The organism is Aminobacter sp. MDW-2 (assembly GCF_014250155.1).
GTDB lineage: Bacteria > Pseudomonadota > Alphaproteobacteria > Rhizobiales > Rhizobiaceae > Aminobacter > Aminobacter ciceronei.
In genome coordinates this window covers 5,235,615-5,256,960 of record NZ_CP060197.1, presented here as the reverse complement: position 1 = coordinate 5,256,960, position 21,346 = coordinate 5,235,615, and the positions used below count along the sequence as shown (strand labels likewise).

General features: G+C 61.0%; 21 protein-coding genes. 12 read left to right on the top strand and 9 right to left on the bottom strand.

Features of this window, described 5'->3' with window-relative positions; translation table 11 throughout:
- Positions 1-5: 5 nt before the first annotated feature.
- A complete protein-coding gene (locus H5P29_RS25965) occupies positions 6-848 on the bottom strand; it encodes a ferritin family protein (protein ID WP_067964959.1) in 843 nt (280 codons plus the stop codon).
- 260 nt (positions 849-1,108) lie between these two features.
- Here H5P29_RS25965 and H5P29_RS25960 point away from each other — a divergent pair, with 260 nt between their 5' ends.
- The 10 genes from H5P29_RS25960 (at position 1,109) to H5P29_RS25915 (ending at position 12,332) form a co-directional block, all read left to right on the top strand.
- Positions 1,109-3,382 carry a NosR/NirI family protein gene (locus tag H5P29_RS25960; protein WP_067967006.1) on the top strand — a complete coding sequence of 758 codons (2,274 nt, stop codon included), beginning with the start codon at positions 1,109-1,111 and terminating at the stop codon, positions 3,380-3,382.
- A gap of 19 nt (positions 3,383-3,401) precedes the next feature.
- A complete protein-coding gene (nosZ, locus tag H5P29_RS25955; protein ID WP_067964956.1) occupies positions 3,402-5,327 on the top strand; it encodes a TAT-dependent nitrous-oxide reductase in 1,926 nt (641 codons plus the stop codon).
- A gap of 5 nt (positions 5,328-5,332) precedes the next feature.
- A complete protein-coding gene (locus tag H5P29_RS25950) occupies positions 5,333-6,703 on the top strand; it encodes a nitrous oxide reductase family maturation protein NosD (RefSeq protein ID WP_154386983.1) in 1,371 nt (456 codons plus the stop codon).
- Entirely contained in the window at positions 6,700-7,623 is a 924-nt protein-coding gene (locus H5P29_RS25945; RefSeq protein WP_067964953.1) for an ABC transporter ATP-binding protein, read from the top strand. Before H5P29_RS25950 ends, H5P29_RS25945 begins: the two co-directional genes overlap by 4 nt.
- Positions 7,620-8,447 carry an ABC transporter permease gene (locus H5P29_RS25940; RefSeq protein WP_067964951.1) on the top strand — a complete coding sequence of 276 codons (828 nt, stop codon included), beginning with the start codon at positions 7,620-7,622 and terminating at the stop codon, positions 8,445-8,447. The genes H5P29_RS25945 and H5P29_RS25940 overlap by 4 nt, the downstream gene beginning before the upstream one ends.
- Entirely contained in the window at positions 8,444-8,956 is a 513-nt protein-coding gene (locus tag H5P29_RS25935) for a nitrous oxide reductase accessory protein NosL (RefSeq protein WP_067964949.1), read from the top strand. Before H5P29_RS25940 ends, H5P29_RS25935 begins: the two co-directional genes overlap by 4 nt.
- Before the next feature lies 1 nt (position 8,957).
- The gene (locus H5P29_RS25930; protein ID WP_067964947.1) at positions 8,958-9,953 is read left to right on the top strand and encodes an FAD:protein FMN transferase; all 996 of its coding nucleotides are present in this window, start codon (positions 8,958-8,960) and stop codon (positions 9,951-9,953) included.
- A gap of 174 nt (positions 9,954-10,127) precedes the next feature.
- Positions 10,128-11,474, top strand: a complete 1,347-nt coding sequence (locus tag H5P29_RS25925) for a hypothetical protein (protein WP_067964944.1) — start codon at positions 10,128-10,130, stop codon at positions 11,472-11,474.
- A 16-nt stretch (positions 11,475-11,490) separates the two neighbouring features.
- Positions 11,491-12,012 carry a DUF2249 domain-containing protein gene (locus H5P29_RS25920; RefSeq protein WP_067964942.1) on the top strand — a complete coding sequence of 174 codons (522 nt, stop codon included), beginning with the start codon at positions 11,491-11,493 and terminating at the stop codon, positions 12,010-12,012.
- Positions 12,009-12,332 carry a metal-sulfur cluster assembly factor gene (locus tag H5P29_RS25915; RefSeq protein ID WP_067964940.1) on the top strand — a complete coding sequence of 108 codons (324 nt, stop codon included), beginning with the start codon at positions 12,009-12,011 and terminating at the stop codon, positions 12,330-12,332. Before H5P29_RS25920 ends, H5P29_RS25915 begins: the two co-directional genes overlap by 4 nt.
- Before the next feature lie 12 nt (positions 12,333-12,344).
- Here H5P29_RS25915 and H5P29_RS25910 read toward each other — a convergent pair whose 3' ends face one another.
- The 4 genes from H5P29_RS25910 to H5P29_RS25895 form a co-directional block, all read right to left on the bottom strand.
- A complete protein-coding gene (locus H5P29_RS25910; RefSeq protein ID WP_083948675.1) occupies positions 12,345-13,937 on the bottom strand; it encodes a copper resistance CopC/CopD family protein in 1,593 nt (530 codons plus the stop codon).
- Between the two features lie 52 nt (positions 13,938-13,989).
- Positions 13,990-14,520, bottom strand: a complete 531-nt coding sequence (locus H5P29_RS25905; RefSeq protein ID WP_154386984.1) for a YcnI family protein — start codon at positions 14,518-14,520, stop codon at positions 13,990-13,992.
- 165 nt (positions 14,521-14,685) lie between these two features.
- On the bottom strand, positions 14,686-14,985 hold the full coding sequence (locus H5P29_RS25900) for a hypothetical protein (RefSeq protein WP_154386985.1): 300 nt from the start codon (positions 14,983-14,985) through the stop codon (positions 14,686-14,688).
- A gap of 613 nt (positions 14,986-15,598) precedes the next feature.
- A complete protein-coding gene (locus tag H5P29_RS25895; protein ID WP_067964934.1) occupies positions 15,599-16,213 on the bottom strand; it encodes a YitT family protein in 615 nt (204 codons plus the stop codon).
- 348 nt (positions 16,214-16,561) lie between these two features.
- Between H5P29_RS25895 and H5P29_RS25890 the strand changes: the two genes are divergently transcribed.
- Both H5P29_RS25890 and H5P29_RS25885 read left to right on the top strand, forming a co-directional pair.
- Complete coding sequence (locus tag H5P29_RS25890; RefSeq protein WP_067964931.1) at positions 16,562-17,269, top strand: GntR family transcriptional regulator; 708 nt, start codon at positions 16,562-16,564, stop codon at positions 17,267-17,269.
- 121 nt (positions 17,270-17,390) lie between these two features.
- Positions 17,391-18,293 (top strand): BRCT domain-containing protein, encoded by a 903-nt coding sequence (locus H5P29_RS25885; RefSeq protein ID WP_169808361.1) that lies wholly within the window; start codon positions 17,391-17,393, stop codon positions 18,291-18,293.
- A gap of 148 nt (positions 18,294-18,441) precedes the next feature.
- Here H5P29_RS25885 and H5P29_RS32690 read toward each other — a convergent pair whose 3' ends face one another.
- The 4 genes from H5P29_RS32690 to H5P29_RS25870 all read right to left on the bottom strand — a co-directional run bounded on the left by H5P29_RS32690 (position 18,442) and on the right by H5P29_RS25870 (position 21,344).
- The gene (locus H5P29_RS32690; RefSeq protein WP_246787002.1) at positions 18,442-18,666 is read right to left on the bottom strand and encodes a type II toxin-antitoxin system PrlF family antitoxin; all 225 of its coding nucleotides are present in this window, start codon (positions 18,664-18,666) and stop codon (positions 18,442-18,444) included.
- Between the two features lie 238 nt (positions 18,667-18,904).
- A complete protein-coding gene (mog, locus tag H5P29_RS25880; RefSeq protein WP_067964925.1) occupies positions 18,905-19,438 on the bottom strand; it encodes a molybdopterin adenylyltransferase in 534 nt (177 codons plus the stop codon).
- Positions 19,438-20,340 (bottom strand): U32 family peptidase, encoded by a 903-nt coding sequence (locus tag H5P29_RS25875; RefSeq protein WP_154386990.1) that lies wholly within the window; start codon positions 20,338-20,340, stop codon positions 19,438-19,440. The genes mog and H5P29_RS25875 overlap by 1 nt, the downstream gene beginning before the upstream one ends.
- Positions 20,341-20,345: 5 nt before the next feature.
- Entirely contained in the window at positions 20,346-21,344 is a 999-nt protein-coding gene (locus H5P29_RS25870; RefSeq protein ID WP_067964922.1) for a peptidase U32 family protein, read from the bottom strand.
- Between the last annotated feature and the right edge of the window lie 2 nt (positions 21,345-21,346).

The following is a 21,346-nucleotide window of genomic DNA, read 5'->3' as shown; positions in this document are numbered from 1 at the left end:
TCCTGTCAGCGGATCGCGCTAAGGCAGTGAACCGTAGCAGCCGCGAACTTCTGGGCGCGATTGCGTTCCGATTCAGTCGGAAGCCGTTCGCCGAAATCGAGATAGCAGTCCAGGAGCAGCTCGCAAAGTGCCGCCATCCCCAGCGAGCCTGCGCTTGGTGTGTTTTGCAGCAGGGGCGAATGGCCAAGCGGCGATCTCGCCAGGCTATCCGCGCGCATCCGTGCTTGGCGCGCAAGCTCCCGCAGCCGTGTTCCCTCGGCGGCAGTTCCGCGGGCAGCTGCGACTTCAAGCTGTTCGGAAAGGCGAAGCTCCATCTCGTCCCAAGCGAAAGCCGTCCTTCTGGATGCGGTCCGCTGCTTGTGAAACGCCAGCCTTCGCTCCCGGCGCAACGTGGCTACGTGCCCCAGCTCCTCCCTCGCCATCGTCTCCGCTGCCTCCCGCAACTCGTTTGTCGGTGCGCGCGCGGCCATGTAGGTCCAGAAGACAAAGGCGCGCTCTTCGTTGCGCACCGCCATCGAGAACGCCCGATAGCCGTTCAGCAGCTCGGGTGCGATGGTTCCCGCTCCCTCATCGTCGAAAACGTCGGAGAGCTGCCAACTGATCCGTGATTGTTCTGGCTGCTTGCCGCTGACCTGGTGGGACCAGTGCGTGACGTTGTCGATGTGTTGCCTTTCCTCCGCGGCCAATCTGTCAAAAACGCCGGCGAGATCGGTCCGGCCTTCCTTGCGCATTCTGGAAGACAGTTCTGAATAGCCCGAGGCGGCCTCCTGCTCCATCGCATAGGCGAGGGCGATTAGCTCGTCCATCGTATCGACGGACACATAGGGCTCCCATTTCAGAACCGACATGAACTTCCTCCCAGCACGAACTTTGGAACAACCTAGAACGGGATGCTGACCTTCAGTTTGCGCTGGATCAAAGACGCGCGGGCTTAAGCCGTCTTTATCGCTCTCGAGCCAGCGACCTGCATGCGGTTGCAGTCTCGTCGCGTGGGCAACCACCCCGTGGGCAAAAGACGAGCCTTGGCGAAGTCGCTAGGCCGAACCGGAATTCGATCGTGACAAGCGCATTTCTCCCCCAAGCCAAGAAGGCAGCCGCCAGAACCTTGATGGCCGCCTTGGCAGTTACTGCAATCGCCTTCGTTATTTTTGGGCAACGGGCTGACGCTTCAGCGGCGAGCCGGGTTGCCGAATTCTTGCCCAAGGCGCAGCCCGGCGAGTTCTTCCAGGGCGCCGAACGGTTCGGCGAACTTGCAGGAGAGCCGCCGCTCGCCCCTGTATATCGAGGCGACGACATCCTGGGGTACGTCTACCTCAATTCGGATTTCACCAGCGCGGTCGGCTATTCCGGCAAGCCGATCCATATCCTGGTCGGCATTGACAAGCACGGCGTTGTCCGTGGGTTCAAGCTCGTTGACCACAAGGAGCCCATCGTCCTCATTGGCATCCCCGAGAAAAAGGTGGTCGCCGCGCTGAACGCGCTCATAGGCAAGGACATGGGGCGGGTAGCAGCGGGCGCTGAGCGACCGCCCCAGGTGGACATCGTCAGCGGCGCAACGGTTACCGTGCTCGTGATGGGCGACAGCATCGTGCGGTCGGCGGTTAAGCTGATCCGAAGCAACAGACTGGGGGAAGCAGGACTGGCGTCCGCTCCCGCCCACGCTGCGACGACGAAGCTCGACCTGTCCAAACGCGAAGTCCACGATTGGGAGGCTCTCGTCGGGGACGGCTCGGTCCGAAAACTGCAGCTGTCGGTGGGCGAAGTTACCGAGGCGTTCAAGCAGGCTGGCTTGGCGCAGGCCGCCGCACGGCCTGAATCGAACACTCCAGGCGACCGTTTCATCGAACTTTACATCGCTCCAGTCAGTGTACCGTCGATAGGCCTCAGCCTGCTCGGCAAGAGCGGGTTCGAGCGGATGCAGTCGATGCTAAAGCCTGGCCAGCAGGCGATCGTTGTTGCCGGGGACGGGCTCTATTCGTTCAAGGGATCCGGATACGTCCGGGGAGGCATTTTCGACCGGATCGAACTCCTCCAGGATGGACAAGGAGTACGCTTCCGCGACCGCAATCACTCCCGCCTCGGCGATCTGGCAGCGGCCGGCGCACCGCGGCTGCGAGAGATCGCATTGTTCGTCGTGCCGCCGGAGTTTTCGCTGGACCTGACCGAGCCTTGGGAACTGCAGTTGCTGGTGCAGCGCAGCTTTGGCGCACGCGAGAAGGCGACGCTTCCCTTCAACGTCGGCTATACGCTGCCGAAACAATACCTGACCGTGAATGAGCCGCCGGCACCGCCGGTGGCTCAGTCACAGCCTTCGACAGCCGCATCGCCCGCAGCCCAGCCTGACGCCAGCGCCGGAACATTTCCAGACGAAGAGCCGCTCTGGGTCAGGATGTGGAAGATGAACACCGTGTCTATCGGCATCACGGTGTTAGGGCTTCTTGTCCTTACCGCCATTTTCTTTTTCCAGGATTGGCTTGTGCGGCGGCCGAAGCTTTTTGGCTGGGTGCGTCGCGGCTTTCTGTTGTTCACGCTCGTTTGGCTCGGCTGGTACGCCAATGCGCAGCTGTCCGTAGTCAATGTGCTGACCTTCACAAACTCCCTGATTACCAACTTCAATTGGGAGTTCTTCCTTTCCGCGCCCCTCGTTTTCGTCTTGTGGGCGTCGGTCGCGGCAGGCCTGCTGTTTTGGGGGCGCGGGCCGTTCTGCGGCTGGCTTTGTCCCTTCGGCGCCTTGCAGGAGCTAACCAACAATCTGGCCCAATGGCTGAAAGTGCCTCAGCTGAAGGTGCCTTTCGGGCTGCATGAGCGGCTGTGGCCTATCAAGTACATTATCTTCCTAGGGCTGTTCGGGCTCTCCTTCTACTCCGTCGCGCTGGCAGAAATGTTCGCGGAGGTCGAGCCGTTCAAGACGGCCATCATCCTTAAATTCGCGCGGGAATGGCCATTCGTGATCTTTGCGCTGACGATCGTGTCACTCGGACTTTTCGTCGAGCGGTTTTACTGCCGCTACCTCTGCCCGCTGGGCGCAGCGCTCGCCATCCCTGGCCGGATCAGGATGTTCGAATGGCTCAAGCGCTATCCGGATTGCGGCTCGCCGTGCCAGCGCTGTGCCAAGGAATGTCCGGTGCAGGCTATTCATCCGGAAGGCCAGATCAACGTCAACGAATGCATCTACTGCATGCATTGCCAGGAACTCTACCACGACGACCATCGCTGCCCGCACATGATCCAGGTGCGGCTGAAGCGCGAAAAGTTCCAGGCGCTTTCGTCGCCTTCCTTGCGCAGCGACAACGATCGCGGACCTGCAAAGCCTGTAATCACCCATCGGGGCGCTCCAATTCCCCCAGCGCCGGGGAAAGCCGAGCCGACGAAACAGCCATGAGCGAAAAAAGGAGGCTCAAATGTCAGACGAGCAAATCAACAGACTGAATAGGCGACAGCTGCTGGGCACTAGCGTAGCCGCGGGCGCAACCGCCGTGAGCGGAGCCCTGACGCTGGCAGGCGGAGCCGTATCGCCCGCCGCCGCTCAGTCCTCTTCTGCTGCGCCGAGCGGCGAAGGCGGAAGTTATGAGGTGAAGCCCGGCGAACTCGACGAATACTACGTCTTCTTTTCCAGCGGCCAATCGGGCGAGGTCCGTATCGTCGGCGCACCCTCGATGCGCGAAATGATGCGCATTCCGGTCTTCAACCGCTGCAGCGCCACCGGATGGGGCCAGACGAACGAGAGCCGCAAGGTGCTGACCGAAGGACTGCTTCCCAACACGAAGGAGTTCCTGAAGGACAAGGGCGGGATCTACCTCAACGGCGACCTGCACCATCCTCACCCCTCCTTCACTGACGGAACCTACGACGGCCGCTATCTGTTCGCCAACGACAAGGCCAACACCCGCGTCTGCCGCATTCGTCTCGACGTGATGAAATGCGACAAGATCATCCAACTCCCGAACCAGCACACCGTCCACGGCCTCCGCGTGCAGAAGTATCCGAAGACCGGATACGTCTTCTGCAACGGCGAAGACCGGGTGCCGATCCCCAACGACGGCAAAGTGCTCGACGACCACAAGCAGTATCACGCGATCTTCACAGCCGTTGACGGCGAGACGATGAAGGTGGCCTGGCAGGTGATGGTCGACGGCAACCTCGACAACGTTGATGCCGACTATCAGGGCAAGTACTGCTTCGCCACTTGCTACAACTCGGAAGAGGGCGTGAACCTCGCCGAGATGATGGAAAAGGAGCAGGACTGGGTCGTCATCTTCAATCTCAAGCGCATCGAGGATGCCGTCGCCAAGGGCGACTACAAGGAGATCAACGGCGTTCCGGTGATCGACGGTCGCAAGGGCTCGCCTTACACCCGCTATGTTCCAGTGCCGAACAGCCCGCATGGCATCAATACCGCGCCCGATGGAATCCATGTCGTCGCCAACGGAAAGCTGTCGCCGACTGTGACGGTCTTCGACGTGCGCAAGTTCGACGAGCTGTTCGACGATAAGATCCAGCCCCGTGACACCGTCGTCGCCGAGCCAGAACTCGGACTCGGGCCGTTGCACACTGCCTACGACGGCAAGGGCAACGCCTACACGACGCTCTTCATCGACAGCCAGGTTTGCAAGTGGAACATCGACGACGCCAAGCGGGCCTTCAAGGGGGAGGCGGTCGACCCCATCCGCCAGAAGCTGGACGTCCACTACCAGCCCGGCCACAACCACACCTCGATGGGACAGACCAAAGAGGCCGATGGCAAGTGGCTGATTTCGCTGAACAAGTTCTCGAAGGATCGCTACCTCAACGTCGGGCCGCTGAAGCCGGAGAACGACCAGCTCATCGACATCTCCGGCGACCAGATGGTCCTGGTGCATGACAACCCGACCTTCGCGGAACCGCATGACGCAACCCTGGTGCACCGCTCCAAGGTCAATCCCGTTCATGTATGGAACCGTGAAGATCCGTTCTTCGCCGATGCGGTCAAACAGGCGAAGGCTGACGGGATCGACCTGATGTCGGCGGCGGAAGTCATCCGCGATGGCAACAAGGTGCGCGTCTACATGACGTCGGCGGCGCCGGCGTTCAGCCTCGAGAGCTTCTCGGTAAAGCAGGGCGACGAGGTCACAGTCTACGTAACCAACATCGACGAAGTGGAGGATCTCACCCACGGGTTCAGCATCATCAACTACGGCATCAATATGGAGGTCGCGCCGCAGGCGACCGCGTCGGTCACCTTCACCGCGAGCCAGCCAGGCGTGTACTGGTATTACTGTTCGTGGTTCTGCCATGCCATGCACATGGAGATGAAGGGCCGCATGTTCGTCGAGCCGCAGGGCGCTTGACGGCCATGACCCGTTCGGGAGCATTCACAGCGATGGGGGCGGCGGCGATTGTCGCCGTCCTCTCTGGCCCAGCCTGGTCGGCCAGCATCGTGGTCCCGGCGGGGAACGGAAACGTACAGGCCATTGTCGACGCGGCGTCGCCGGGCGACGTCGTGACGCTCTTGAGTGGCGAGCACAAGGGACCGATCGAGATCCGGAAGGCGGTGACGCTGGAGGGCGTTCCCGGAGCTGTCTTGATGGGAAGCGGCCACGGCAGCGTCGTGACCTTGCGGGCGCCGAATTCGGCTGTGCGCGGTCTCGAGATAAAAGGTTCGGGCACGGACATGGAAGCGATGGATGCCGGAGTGTTCGTCACCAAGACGGCGAGCGCGGCCATCGTCGAGCGCAATACGATCGTCGGAAATCTCTACGGAATCTATCTCCACGGTTCCCCGGACGCGGTCGCCAAGGGCAACCGTATCGTCGGGATGCGCGAGGGCCGCACGAATGAGGCCGGGAACGGCGTCTCGGTCTGGAACGCGCCTGGAGCCAAAGTCATCGACAATGACATCAGCTTTGGCCGCGACGGCATATTCTCAGTGACAAGCAAGCGAAACGTCTTCAGCGGCAACCGCTTCCGCAGCGTGCGTTTCGCGATCCACTACATGTACACCAACGACAGCGAGATCAGCGGGAACGTCTCGCTGGGCAACGCCGTCGGCTACGCGATCATGTATTCCAGCAGGCTCAAGGTCACCTACAATCTGTCGGACGGCGACCGAGACCGGGGCCTGCTGCTCAACTACGCCAACGGCTCGCAGATATCGGGCAACGTCGTGCGTGGGCGTCCCCAATCGGAGGAACGATGGAGGACGGCTGGACAGCAGACTAGCGAGCATGGCCTGCCGGCCGCTGCCGCCGACGCGCCGTCGTCTTCCGCCATGCGAATCGGCCCGGAGAAATGCGTCTTCATCTACAATGCCAACAAGAACGTCTTCCGCGAGAACTGGTTCGAGGGCTGCGAGATCGGCATCCATTTCACGGCCGGGTCCGAAGGCAACACCATGTCCGGCAACGCCTTCGTCAGGAACCGCAATCAGGTCAAGTATGTCGGGACCCGGGATCTCGACTGGCAGGTTGACGGACGCGGCAACTATTGGAGCGACAATCCGGCCTTCGACCTCGACTCCGACGGCATCGGCGACGCTCTCTATCGTCCCAACGATTTGATCGACAAGGTCCTGTGGACGGCTCCCCAGGCGAAAGTTCTCGTCAACAGCCCGGCGATTCAAGTTATCCGATGGGCTCAGGCGCAGTTTCCGGCGCTGCTTCCGGGCGGCGTGGTGGACAGCCGACCGCTGATGGCGCCTCCAGAACTGCGGGGAGCAGCGCGATGAGCAGCGAAACCGTAAGTGTAGAACGCGTGGCAAAGTCCTATGGCCGCCATGAGGCCGTGAAATCTGTATCGCTCGCGTTGAACGCAGGCGAGACCATAGCGCTGGTGGGGCACAACGGCGCCGGCAAAACCACCCTTATCAAGCTCATGCTGGGCCTTATCCGGCCGAGCGCCGGCAATGTCCGAGTGTTGGGGGAAAACCCGGCGGCAGGCGAATTTGCCGCGCGCAAGAGCTTGGGTTACCTGCCGGAGAACGTTTCGTTCAACATGGCGCTGACAGGGCGCGAGACGCTGGCGTTTTACGCTCGGCTCAAGCGCGCGGCCCTCTGCCAGGTCCCGGAACTGCTGGATCGGGTGGGGCTGAGCGCGGCGATGGACCGACGGGTAGGGACCTACTCCAAGGGCATGCGCCAGCGGCTGGGGTTGGCGCAGGCGCTTCTCGGAAGTCCGCAAGTTCTGCTGCTCGACGAGCCGACGACGGGGCTCGATCCGTCGCTGCGGCGCAGTTTCTACGCAATCATCGATGAGCTGAAATCCCAAGGAACCACCGTCCTGCTGTCGTCGCACGCCCTCACGGAACTCGAGGGAAAGGCCGACCGCGTAATCATCGTCAACCGCGGCATCAAGATCGCGGACGGCACGATAGACGAACTGCGCCATATCGCGCGGCTGCCCACGCGCATCCGCCTGAAGCTCGCAGACCGCGAACCCGGCACGGTCGAGCGCTGGATCAGCGACACGGGCAGGTGGCAACGGGTCAACGGCCACATGCTGGAAATCGACGCGGCCCCGGAAGACAAGATCCAGCTCCTGCGCAGAGCTGCCGCAGAAGGCGCGCCCGTTGCCGATCTCGACCTGATCCCGCCGACCCTTGACGAGCTCTACGCGCATTTCTTGAGCACGCAGGACGCACTGCCATGAAAAACATACTGATCCTCGCCCGGAAAGAGGTGCAGGAGGCCCTTCGCAACCGATGGGTCCTGGCGACAACGCTGTTGCTGGCCGCGCTTGCGCTGACATTGACGTTCCTTGGCAGCGCACCGACGGGCATTGTCGCCGTCGGCGCACTTGACGTGGTCATCGTCAGCCTTTCCAGCCTGACCATCTTCCTCGTGCCGCTAATCGCTCTCCTGATCTCCCACGATGCCATCGTCGGCGAGATGGAACGGGGCACCATGCTGCTGCTGTTGAGCTATCCGGTTGGCCGCTGGCAGGTGATTATCGGGAAGTTTGTCGGGCATGTGGCGATACTGTCGTTCGCTACCCTTCTCGGCTATGGCGCGGCCGCCGCGGCGCTGGCGGCAACTGGTGCGGCCATCGACGCAGCAAGCTGGTGGGCGTTCCTGTCCATGATCGGCGCCTCGGTAATGCTTGGCGCTGGGTTCATCGCGATCGGCTACCTGGTGAGCGCGCTGGTGCGGGAGCGCGGGACAGCCGGAGGAATAGCGATCGGCGCCTGGCTGCTTTTCGTCCTCATCTACGACATGGGGCTGCTGGGGGTGCTGGTGGTGGATCAAGGCCGCAACCTGAGTGGCGGTCTGTTGGATACGCTGCTCCTGCTCAATCCAACCGATGTCTACCGCCTGCTGAATCTCGGATCCGGCAGCGCAGGATTGCTGTCTGGGATGGGTGGCATTGCACAGAGCAGCGCACTCACGCCCGCCATTTTGGTCGCGGCCCTTGCCGGATGGACGATCATCCCCTTGGCGATGGCCACGGTCGTGTTTTCGAGGAGAGAACTATGAGACTCGCCGCTGTTGCCTGCACGTTCGCTGCGGTCCTTTTTCTGGCAGGCTGCGGTGCCGAAGAACAGGCGGAGACGCCGCAGCCTTTTGCCCTGACGGAAAGCGCCATCGGCCACTATTGCGGCATGAACGTCCTGGAGCACCCAGGACCCAAGGGACAGATCGTGCTGGGTCGCATAGCTGAACCGATCTGGTTCTCGTCTGCGCGCGATGCCGTTGCGTTCACCATGCTGCCAGAAGAGCCAAAGAACGTCGCTGCTATCTTCGTCTCTGACATGGCAGCAGCTCCGACCTGGGAAGAGCCGGGCCCAGAGAACTGGATTGACGCCAGGAAGGCATTCTTTGTTATCCGCAGCTCCAAACGGGGCGGCATGGGTGCCGAAGAAACGATTCCTTTTTCGTCTGAAACCGCAGCCCGGGTTTTCGTGTCGATGCACGGCGGTGAGATCGTAGATTTCGCCAGGATTCCACCCGAATACGTGCTTGGCAAAAGCCAGGCGGGTGGCTGACATGGCCTCGTTCGTGAACCGTCGTCGCGCAATCGGGATATTGGCTGCCGCCTCGGGCTTGAGTCTAGTGCCGTTCGGTTCCGCTGTCGCAGTCCCGGCCCACGCCGTGGATTGGCGCGGGCAGGCGCTGGGTGCGCCCGCTGAATTGAGAATTCACCACCACGACCGCGCGCATGCGCAGGCGTTGGTAGAACAGGTCGCTGCAGAGGTCCGGCGCCTCGAACGAATCTTCAGCCTCTATCGCGAGGACTCGATCCTGGTTTCGCTGAATCGGCAGCACTCGCTGGTAGCTCCGCCTGAGGAACTGGTCGACCTGCTTGCCAAATGCCGCGGTTATTGGACGTTGAGCGAGGGCGCTTTCGATCCGACGATCCAGCCGCTCTGGTCAGCCTACCAAAGACACTTCTCAGTTCCCGATGCCGATGCGACAGGCCCATCGGACCGCGTTCTCCGAGAGGCGCGGAGCAAGGTCGGGTTTGACCGAGTCGTTTTCAGCCGCGACCGCATTGAACTCGCCGCTGGCATGGCGCTCACCCTCAATGGCGTTGCCCAAGGCTACATCACAGACCGCATCGTGACGCTACTGCGGGCTGGAGGCATAGGTTCCTGCCTCGTGGACATGGGCGAGTGCCGTGCCGTCGGCATGCGCCCGGATGGCAACGGCTGGCAGGTCGCGATCGCCGACCCGGATGACGCGGGCCGCCAACTCGCGGTCTTGGATGTCGTCGACCGAGCGGTAGCGACGACGAGTCCCTCTGGGTTCCATTTCGACAGCAATGGCCGCTTCAACCATCTCCTGGACCCGCGAACTGGCCTGCCGGCTCATCGCTACAGGAGCCTGACGGTGGTCGCCGTGGAAGCCGCCGACGCAGATGCCCTGTCAACGGCTTTCAGCCTGATGGACACAGCCTCCATCGCTGCGGCTGCCAAGAAGATTGGAAGGATCGACGTCCGCATCGCGCAAGTCGGCGGTCCCGAACTGGTGATGCAAACATGACGGAGCGGATATTCGAGCATGGGCCCGCCCAGTGCCCGAGATGCGTATCGGAACTTGCAGCGACATCGCTGAAGGTCAACCGCTGTTGCGGAGGTCGCGCGGAAATTTCGGGGATCGTGAGGACGGTTATGGCGTGGCCGCGTCGGATCGCAGCCCGGTCCTGAGGGGAGTTCAATGATCGGCGCATCCCTGTCGCGATGGACAGTGTCGTACTTCGCCGCCGCCTTGTTGGCATTGCTTCTGGCGCTGGCGCTGATGGCTGTCGGTTACGGTTTCCCTCACGTTCCAGTCGAATCGCCGCAGACGCTTGTGGTCGTGCATCTGGCCGTGCTCGGGTGGTTGAGCCTTCTGATGTGCGGCGCGCTTTTTCAGTTCGTGCCCGTGCTGATAGCTCGTCCTCTTTACAGCGATGCTGCACCCTTGTCGGCTCTCGTTTGCTTGGTGTCAGGCTTGGTGGCGCTCTTGCTCGGCTTTCTGGCGCTGGAGGGAAGAATAGCCGCGACGCCATCGTTTTTGGCTGCTGCGAGCCTGCTTCTGGTGATGGGATTTGGGCTGGTGCTTGGGAACCTGCTTGTCACGCTGTTGAAAGGTCGCCCACTACCCATCCCAGCACGCTTCGTGGTTGTCGGACTGGCAAGCCTCGCTCTGACTGCGGCCTTAGGCGTTACGTTCGCCCTCGTGCGGGGAGGCATTGCGGACGAGGAGCATCTCGTCGAACTCGCTTCGGCAGGCATTCCCATTCACGCTATAACCGGACTTGGAGGCTGGCTTGGATTCTGCGCGATGGGCGTGAGCTACAAGTTGCTGGCCATGTTCATGCTGGCGCCCGAGCTCGACAGGCGCGGCAGCCGCGCGGCGCTTTATCTCGGGACATGCGCCCTCCTGATTGGCATGCCTGGAGCTGTCGTTGCCGTCTGGTTTGGCGGGAGTCGCGATCTGGTGCTACTCGCAGCCGGTGCCCCAGGCCTGGGTGCCATGGCGTTCTACGGCCGGGATATTCTCCACGTCTATCGTGCGCGCAAGCGTCGAACAATCGAATTGAACGCTCGCATGGCCACCCTTGCCTTCGTTTCCTTGGCGGCCGCAGTCCTGCTCGCTGTGATCGCCACGCTCCTGTCGGAGATGCAGAGGTATTCCGCCCCGATCGCTTTTCTTTTCGCATTCGGCTGGCTTTCGGGGCTGGGGCTGGCCAAGCTTTACAAGATCGTAGCATTTCTGACGTGGCTCGAATGCTACGGCCCCGTTCTAGGCAAGATGCCGACGCCTCGTGTGCAGGATCTCGTCGTTGAACCACGGGCCGGGAAGTGGTTTCTGCTGTACTTTATTGCGGTATGGTTGGGCGCTGCGGCGCTTGTATTTGGGTACCCTGGGGCATTTCAAGCGGCTGCGGCGGCCATGCTCGTCGCGACCCTTGGCATTGTAGGCGAGCTCGTGCGCGTCAGGTATTTGGCCGACGTGCCCAAAGCTGGAATGCCATCAGGTGTTCGCAGGCCGCCCATGCTGTGGTCCGCGGCACAATGAGAGAAGGTTGACATTTATGACCACGACATTCGTAGACCTCGATGTACGGCCGCTGCTTGCGGCGGGCGACGAACCATTCGGCAAGATAATGGAGACGGTGGCATCGCTCGGGCCCGACGTTGGCCTCAGGCTTGTCGCGCCCTTCAAGCCCATTCCGCTGTTACAGGTGCTTGCTTCAAGAGGGTTCGACTACGAAGCAAGAGAGATCGGCGACGGGGACTGGGAGGTCCTGTTCAGGCCGTCTGGCGAACACGGGCCTGTCGGTTCCGCCGAGGAGGTGTCGTCGGAAAGGTGGCCGGAGCCAGTTCGTCACTTGGACAATCGCGATCTGGAGCCGCCAGAGCCGATGGTGCGCATCCTGGCCGAGGTTGAGCAAATGGCGCCAGGAGAGGTCATGTCGGCCCTGCTCGGACGTGAGCCAGTCTTCCTGTTTCCCGAGTTGGAGAAGCGGGGGCATCGTTGGAAGGGAGGCTTCGATTCCGGCGGTACTACCTATCGTCTCCTGGTTTGGATCAATGCGAAGGAGCGGGTTGGATGACGGTCGAAGCGACCGACGCGCTTGCCGGCCGGGTGAAGCAGGCGCTTCGTTTGGTGATAGATCCGGAGCTCGGTGACAATATCGTCGATCTGGGGCTTGTCTATTACGTGGCGGTTCACGAAGGAGGTGCGGCTTACATCGTGATGACGACCACCACGCGCGGATGTCCGGCGGCCGCCTACCTCAAGAACGGGGCTCGAGACAGCGCCAAAAGCGTCCCCGGCATTGGGTCGGTCGAAGTGTCTCTGACATACGAACCGGAGTGGAGTCCGTCGATGATGACCGCCGGCACAATGAGTCGGCTCGGCATTGCAGGCTAACGACCGCAGTACCTAAGGCGTAATCTCGATGCTCCCTTCGAGCTTCTCGAGCTCGAAGTCCGAGATCAGCACTTCGACCTGCACGACCCAGATTCCAGGAACGGGCAAGACCAGCCCGTCTACGCACCACTGGTCCTGGCACCTTCTCGCCCGGCGGCGCATAGGTCCGATTCCGGCTTCCGAATGTGTGGCTACGAGCTCGACTTGCCGCGGTTCAACCGGACCTGCCGCAAGAGCGATCGATACGCTGACCTGACCCGCGTGGCCGGGCGAAACGGTGACATCGGCCATGGCCGTCCCTGTGTGGACGTGCACCATCGCGATGTCCGCCGCGGCCATCGACAGTGTTCGCGGTGGCGGCGTAAAGCGCCAGACGGCGGCCACGGCAAAGATCAGAACGACAACAAGCGTCTCTGCCGCAATGGACCGTACCAGTTGGCGCGTGGCTGGCGGGACAGTCAGTTTCCAGCGATTTAGGATGGCAAGGCCGAAGAGGGCCGTAAGCAACGACAATTTGACCAAGAGCACGCGCCCATAGGCCGTGTTGACCAGTGCTGCAAGTTGCTCCAGCTGCACGCTGGCCATGACGATGCCAGACACGAGAATGGCCGCAACCAGGTACGGAATTGTCCTTGAGAACCGCAGGAGCGCATTGGCTGCCTCCGGGCGGCGACGGGCCAGCACAAGCCCGAGCGGCATGAGCGCGCCCGTCCAATACGCGATGCCGACGCCGTGCGTGAACACCATCGACCGCATGAGCCATCGGGGCTCCGCCGATGCGGCGTGGCCGCTTTGCGAAAGCGCAATTCCCACGCTAATTAACGCAGCGAGTGAAAGCACCCGCGCCTGCAGTCCAATTGACAGTACGCTGCCGAGGGCCATAGCCAAAACAATGACCGCGATGATGATTGTCGGTCCAAAAGCCGTGTTCATCGCAGCATGCCACGTGTCCGCCTCCAGCACGCGAAACATCGGGGCGCCGAGGGCATCGAGCCCCTGTGAGCCAGCGGATAGCCCGCACCCCGCGATGCCGAAGGCCGCCAGCATAACGACAGGAATGCGGCCTGACGGATCGCCTCTCGTGATCCACGATATTGCGAACGCACCTCCAGCCCCGAGAAACAGGGCTAGGTACATCACCACCTTCCCAATCCAGATGGATATACGGACGGAACGGCCACTGTCTTCGAAATTGGGCATTGAGGCAGTGCTTGGAATGCCTACCGAAAAGACAACCGAGCCTCCTATCGGGTGCCCGTCGGAGGAGACGACACGCCACGACAAGACGTAGGTGCCGTCAATAGGCGATGAAGGAAAGAAGATTCTCAAGCTTCGGTCAGTAACCTCGAAATCCGCAAGGTTGAGCGAAGTGCGATCTGGCTTGATGAGGTTGAGCAAGAGCGGCGAGACTGGTTCGCTGAACCTCAACGTCAGGAGCTCGGGCGGCCGCTCGATCACGGCGCCGTCGGACGGATTCGTCCCTACCAGGGACGCGTGAGCGAATGCAGGGACTGCGGACATGAACCCGATCAGGACGGCCAGCGTCAGAGAACGAAGCCGGCCGCTTGATATGGCCTTCCAAGCGCTGAGTGTGTGTCGGGTCATGATCGGTTTCCCGACGAAGCGAGGCGCGCCGAGCGCGCCTCGCTTTGCGTCATCAATGTCCGCCGACTTCGTGCAGCAGCTTAATGGCGGGAGCCGGCCGCTCGAGGTCGTCGGCTTTCTGCCCTGCCGCAGGAATCTCGATCCAGCGTTCAGCGGCGCCCTCAGGGCACTCTTGGACGACAGGGAAATAGAGTGGCTCGCCGGCCGCGAGGTCCGTCGTGAGGAAGGCCCGCAACGTGAATTCATCGTACTCGTCGTCAGCCAGGCTGCCGTCTGTCCAGACGACTTCCGTGATTCCTTCGCTGGTCGCTGTCCCGTGAAGGTCATACGACTTTGCGTAGGAACTTTTCACTTTCTCCAGCGTCCAGCCGGCCTTCGGCATCGGCTCGACCGCAATGACCCCCTCCGGGATCTTCACCCGTACGACATTCGTTGGCTTTCCTTCGCAGCCGTGGGGTACGCGAAGCACGGCCTTGTACGTCGAGCCGACAGCGGCCTCCTTGGTTTCGAGGCTCACGTGAGCAAGAGCATTGCATGCACCAATCGATGCCACCGCAGCGGCGACCAGAATTTGTTTCAACATCGGTTTTCTCCAGATTGCCGGGTTTCCGGCCGAGTTTCAGTAAAGGTGTTGTGTTGTGACGTATGGGGGTCGTGCGAGCGGGCTGACCTCGGAGGAGCTATCCGCCTCGGTCTGCGTGCGTCGGCCGCACGAAGGATTGACAGGGACGTAGGCTCCGTTGCCGCGTCAGTTGCGGTGCTCGCCAACCCCTTTGGCCATCGCCTCTACGAAAGATTGCTTGTTTCGTAGACTTGCCTGCAACGGCGTGCCGTTGTCGTTGCCGACGCTCTTTGCGGTAATGATTGCCGCTTCCCAACGGTTGGTACCGATCCCTCGGCCCTCCGACACGCAAAGCGAATGCGCCATCGCGAAAATCAGCGCGGCTGCAAAGCCGATGATGCCGATCCGCTCTTCCAGGCTACGGAGTCGTGAGGCTCGAGGGAGGTTGACCGGCGAACTCTTGATGGAACGGAATGGCTTGTTCATGGGCGTCTCCTCGGACACGAACACGCGGATCCATGGCCACGCCAAGGTTGTCAGGCGTGGAGGCGACATCGCAAATCGAGAGGATTGTCCGCGGCGATCAGGTCCGCAGCGGGGGCGCGCGTGGATGAACGGCTCCGTCAGCCGACAGCCGCGCCGGGCGGTACAGCCAAGGTCGGGTACCTGTGGAAACGCTGACATGTGGCTCGAAGAAAATCCAACCGCTGTCCGTCGGCACACCCGTTGGCTGCACCGACATGTTGCAGCTGATCGTGCAGCATTCCGGCCGCTGCGAATTCTCTCCGTCTGAGCCGCCCGAATGAATTCCGCCATCGCTTGTGACGCAAATCGAGTTTCCGAATGCGTCGAGCTGAGGATGCGGCCCAGCGGAGCCGATCGCGAACGCGCTGCCTATCGACTGCAGAATGAGCACGCAGGCCGCTGCTATCGCGACCCTGCAGCTCGTTTTTCTGCCCCGATGCTTCACGCTGTTTCCTTCAGGATCTTCGAGTGGCTCGTGGCCATCGATCGAACATGCGGCTGATATAGCCCGTCTCCCGTTCGCGATGTTTGTCCCCGGTCAAATTGGTGAGCGAATTGAGCTGCACACGGGTGCTCAGGCAGCGGACACGCCGCGGTATCGGCCAGGCTTGTGATTGATAGCCAAGATCATGTTGACGATCGTGGCGCCGAGAACCGAGAGCGCAAGATGGGTTGTCGTTAGGACAAAGCATGCTGCCGTCAGAATCGCCAGATCGATGGCTAGTTGGACATAGCCAGCCCTCACGCCCCAAGTCTCCTGAAGAAAGATCGCCAGGATGTTGACCCCGCCAAGTCCAGTTTTGTGACGAAACAGCATGAGAAGTCCGGTGCCGGAAAGCGCGCTTCCGATAACCGTTGCATACACCGGATCGAGGAGGGAGAAGTCGACCCATGACGTCGTAAAGCGTGAAAACACGGAAACAAGCAGCACAGCAACGAAAGTTCGTAGCGTGAATCGCCAGCCCATGCGCCTGAGCGCGAGCGCATAGAACGGTACGTTGATGAGGAAGAAAATGAGCCAAAAGCCCGTGTTGGTGACGTACTGCAAAAGCAGCGCCATGCCTGCCATTCCACCGACAAGCAGCATGGTCTTGCCGTAGATCATCATGCCCAATGCGACAAAGAGCGTGCCCAGGATCATCGCCAGCGCATCTTCGTAGAGCTTGTGCGGTTCGGCTCCTTCATCCATCGCTTCGTACCCGGGCTCTGTTGATTTCACCGTTTCCCAGAACCGGAGGCACGGTATCGCCCATCGAAGCAGGCAAATCACATTGGCGGGAACGGTTCGTTGTGCTGGCGCAAACAGCACCGACGGGGAATGAGAGGCGCGATCTCTCCTAGGGAGTTGATATAGCGCAAAGTAATTGGCCGGGTTCTGTGGCCTCGTGTTGCCTTGGAAACAACCGCGGCGCCCATGCAGACATCCCAGGACGGATCAGTGACACAAGCGGTTCGAGGCGATCGATCTGTGTCGATGTCTCGGATATCGGCCAATGGCCCCTGTCAAAAGCCAGGCAGTCTCGCGCGCGAAGTAGCCTTGGCCGTCACCAATGCCATCCTGGACCATTCTCTGAAGCCAGGCACCAAGCTCTGCGAACAAGCGCTGGCGGAAGTATTCGGTGTCAGCCGAACGGTCGTCCGCCAGGCCATCATTCTGCTCGGGACCGAAGGACTCGTCGTGATTGAACGTTACCGAGGCGCGTTCGTTTCCAAGCCCGACTTCAACGAGGCGTTGGAAGTCTGCGAGTCCTTGGTCATGATCGAACAGGCGGCAGCAGCCTATCTTGTCAGGCATCTGGGCGAGGCCGAATGGTCCGAGATCAAGCGCCGGGTTGCCGAAGCTCGGCGACCCGAGGAACCGGGCACGAGTGAGCCGTCATGTGACCAGGATTTTCATTCGCTGCTCATTGAATGGACGGGAAATGAGGTCGCTCGATCCATTCACGCCCGGCTTTTTCGCCGGATGGAGATTGTCAGATCCTTGGCTCGCCCTGATGCCGATTACCGAGTGCAGGCGGAGCAAAACTGCAAGATGGTGGATCTATTGGCGCGGGGCCAGTTCCGCCAAGCTGCCATCATGATAGAGCGGCGCCGCATGGCGCCCATCCGGAGCGGATATGCCGAACGCCTTTACGAGATGCGCCCAGACGATGCGCGGATCTGCCTCGCGGATTGGCAAAGTCGGAGCCTATCGACACCTACAATGTTGGCCGAGCGTGCCGGACCAAATCGGAACAATGCGTGACTTGCTGGCGTTCAGTATCCATCAGGCATCTCCCAACGACATCTCATTTCAAGTTCATCAGAAATTGCGCCTCGAGAGGAGCGCAACTAAAACTCAGATACTGCTGTCAGGGGAGGGGACAATGACGGAGCTAAAGTACGGTGGATTTTCGCTGGGCCGTATCAACGCGAAACGCAATCACCGCAAGGCCGAGGCCTATTGGCTAGGCTTCTTAGAAGGTGTCTTGGCAAGCGAGTCGATCGAGAACCTGGAAATCGACTCCATTCGAGCCGAAGCGGCGCAACTGCTCTGCCTGTTCGGTGACGAAGATGCCGCTGATCTCATTCAGGATCTGGACACCGCCTACAACGACTACCACGGCGAAATCTACGGCGTGATCTCCGGCATTGTCGACTATCGCTCGAGGCCTTTCGACCAAGCACCAGAGCCTAAGGACCACTGTAACCGCTTCTTTGGCTTCTGCGCGGGTATTGCCTGCGACGGCCGCCTCAAGGTCAACGAGGTCGAGAAGCTGATTGGCATGATTGACCAGGACACCGAGTTCTTGGACGACGCCAGGATAGCGGGTTTGCGGAAAGTTGCTGCCGAAGCAATCTCCGACAGGCAGCTGTCGGCGGAGGAAGAAGAAGACATCAGCGAATGGATTGCCCGGCTGGTCGGCGACAGTTGCGCCGACACGGGGCTGCCAACCTATGGAAACAGTCCATCGATTGACGGAGTTCTCAGGGACCCGGCCACGGTTGTGTTCGAGAACGCAGCATTCGTGGTGACCGGGGCGTTCAGCATGGCCCCACGCAAGGTCATCGAGAGTTGGATCGCCAGCAGGGGAGGAGTCGTCACCAAGAGCATCTCCCGCAGCACTGACTATTTGATCGTCGCTGCTGTCGCTTCGCGTGACTGGCTTCACAGCCACCAAGGAACGAAAATCATCGAGGCGAGGAAGCTCCACGAGCAGGGAGGCCGCCCTCATTTTGTCGACGAGCTGACGTTCCGAAAAGCTCTGGAGCTTTGCGGCATTCGGTAGCAAAAACCACCAAGTTTGCGGATCGAGCACCTTGCGGGCCTCAACTTCCTCGATCAGAGCTTGGAACTGGTCGAGCAAATGGGGCTGCGCGTAATTCGACTATCCGTTGATAGCGAGAGGAGCCTTAGATCGCTCGTCTCGTCTCGTCTCATTCGTCGTCGGCAGCCAGGGTTGCCTCAAGATCAACATCGACATCCCCGACCAGTGCTTGCATCCGATCATGCAGCGCCCCGTCGAACGCCTTCAGCCGCTCCGGGTGCGCTTGAATATCTGCTTCGAGAAGATTCAGAGATGCGCCCCGAGCGCCGGATCGGCGGCCTCGGGCAGCCCCTCGTCGCCCTTCCCAAGCTTCAGATGCTTTGCATCGGTGCACTCCTGGCTTCTTTTCCGGTGATTTGGGCCAACGCCTATCCCTGGCCCAGGTTTGTTATGCGGACTATGCGGGTTTGGCACTGCACCTGCAGTTTTGAGGCTCGAACAGAAATCGCGTCACAATGCACTCACACGTGTCAAAAATCCAGATTCATTGACTAGGGCCGCGGATTACCTAATGCCGAACCTTTATCCATGGAGGTGGCTTGTCGGCTGCTGCTTGATCCGGAGGCGGCCGCTCAAGCGCCCGAATCTGGCAGAGTTTCCGCTATCTTCTTGGCCCCGATCAGTTCAAGACAGTAGGGAACCGCCGGAAATACGGCGGCAAGGCAGATGCTGATCGAGGCAGGCTTGCCCGGCAGATTTATGATCAGGGAACGCCCTCGAACGCCCGCCGTTTGACGCGACAAGATGGCGGTCGGCACTTGCTCCAGACTTACCCGTCGCATCAATTCGCCGAAGCCGGGCAACTCTTTCGTCAAGACCTGCTGAGTAGCTTCCACTGTCAGGTCGCGCGGGGCAGGGCCCGTGCCGCCAGTAGTCAGGACGAGGTCGACGCCGTCTGTGTCGCATAGTTCGAGAAGCACATTTCTGACACTTTCGACCCCATCCGGAACGATCCTTCGGACGAACTCACATGGACGTGCCATCGAACGCCACAGCCATTGCTCCACGGCCGGACCGCTCAAATCTTCGTACTCGCCGCGGCTTGCCCGGTCGGAGACAGTGACGATCGCGATCCGCGCAAGGGCGTTTTCTGAATTCAACGTCATCAGGTGCTTTGGCCTTCACTGTGAAAACCCGGCTTGCCGCTGAGGTACCCGTCTACCATCCCTCCCGGAAGATCGAGGCACGACAAGGCAAATCTCGTCGAGGCCGGCGATTGGGCGCCGTCAAGCAGGCCGCGATAGGCTTCGGCGACCGCCACCATGTCGGCAGTATGGGGAGATAGGCGCAAGCGCCGGATGCCCTGCGCGCGCAAGTCCTCAGGTGTAGGACAGAAAGCCTGCACCTGGTTGGAGAGTGTCTGAACGCCGTTGACGGCAAGAAATTCCTGTCCGCCGATCGTATCGACCGCAAGGCCGTCAGGGTCCTGTTCACACGTAAACTGGCAGGAATCCTTGTGAAGATTGTTCAGCCTCGCGTGATAGCAGCGACCAGAAAGGGCCAGCGGCAGTCTCCCGAATGCGAAGATCTCAAAATCGACGTCGGAACAGTTGCGGGCAATGCTGCCGATGGCATCCAACGAAAGTTCGACCGGGGGGCAAATGGTGCGTGCGCCACGCGCAGCGAAAAACCGGGCAGTGGATTCGTTGTAGACATTCACGAACGGCCCAATCACGAAGGCCTGTCCGGAACGGGCTGGGATGGCCGTCACGTCGTTGATTTCGACTAGCCGCCCCTCGCTGCACCAATCGTTTACGGCCCTGCGCTCCCGAACCGTGGCAGGTGCGGCAAGCGTGGAGAGCACGACTTCCTTGCCGCCGCGCTCGAGCCGCTCGATTACTTCGGGCCAAATCGAATCGGAGAACGGCATTCTCTTTCCGCAGACGACTTCGCCGACATGCACCCTGTCGACGGCAGCCTGATCCGCGATCCGCCTGTAGAAATCCGCCAACCGATCGGCTGGCCAGTGGAAAAAGACCGGGCCAAGGGTCAATGCAATTCTTGGCATTACGCTCATCTCCACGTCTTCTTGTAGGCGCCTTCGGTCTGCCGTCCTCCCTCGGACATGCCAGCCAGGATCCGGTCGATCTCGGCCGCATCGCCCCCTGCCTCGACCGCGTCGACGGCCCTCCGGAAAGCACGGACCACCTCGGTGACGTATGCTTTGCCGCGCTGGCGACCCTCGATCTTCAAGGCTGTGACTCCGGCCGCTTTCAGTCCCGCAAGCACTCCGCCAGCGTTCAGGCTGACTGGGTCTTCGAACAGGTAGGATGTCTTGCCGCCGGCCGTGAAGCGGCCCTTGCACAGGGTTGGATATCCGGTCGGCTGACTCTGGGCATAGCGATCGATAGTAAAGCCGGCGAGCCGCGCCGCAGTCCCCTCGGCGTCATCCTCATAGGTGACGTGTTCCGGCGGCGAACAGACGCCGCTCAGATTGGGGGACTTTCCGGTGGCGTAGGAAGACAGGTAGCAGCGGCCTTCGACCATGACGCAAAGGCCTCCGAACACGAACGCCTCGGTCTCCACGTCGATCATGCGATTGAGCGCGGCTATCTCCTGGACTGAAAGCACTCGCGGAAGGACAACGCGCCTGACACGGAACGCGTCGACATAGAACTTGACGGCCTCTGGGGTCGATGCGGCCGCCTGCACGGACAGGTGAAGGCGTAGCCCTGGATGGCAATTCGCGGCATGGTCCAGGACAGCCAAATCCGCCGCGATGACTGCGTCCGCTCCGCATTGAGCGGCCTCGTCCACGGCCTTGTGCCATAGGTCCACGCGGCCAGGCTGAGCGAATGTGTTTATCGCGACGAGTACCTTTTTCCCGTGATCGTGGGCAAATCGCACGCCTTCTGCCAACTCGGCGGTCGAGAAGTTCAAGCCGGGAAAATTCCGGGCATTGGTCTCGTTGCGGAACCCGCAGTACACGGCATCGGCGCCTGCGACGACTGCTGCACGCAAGGTGGCTGGCGTGCCGGCTGGACAGATCAATTCCATTGGCTGATTGCTCATGG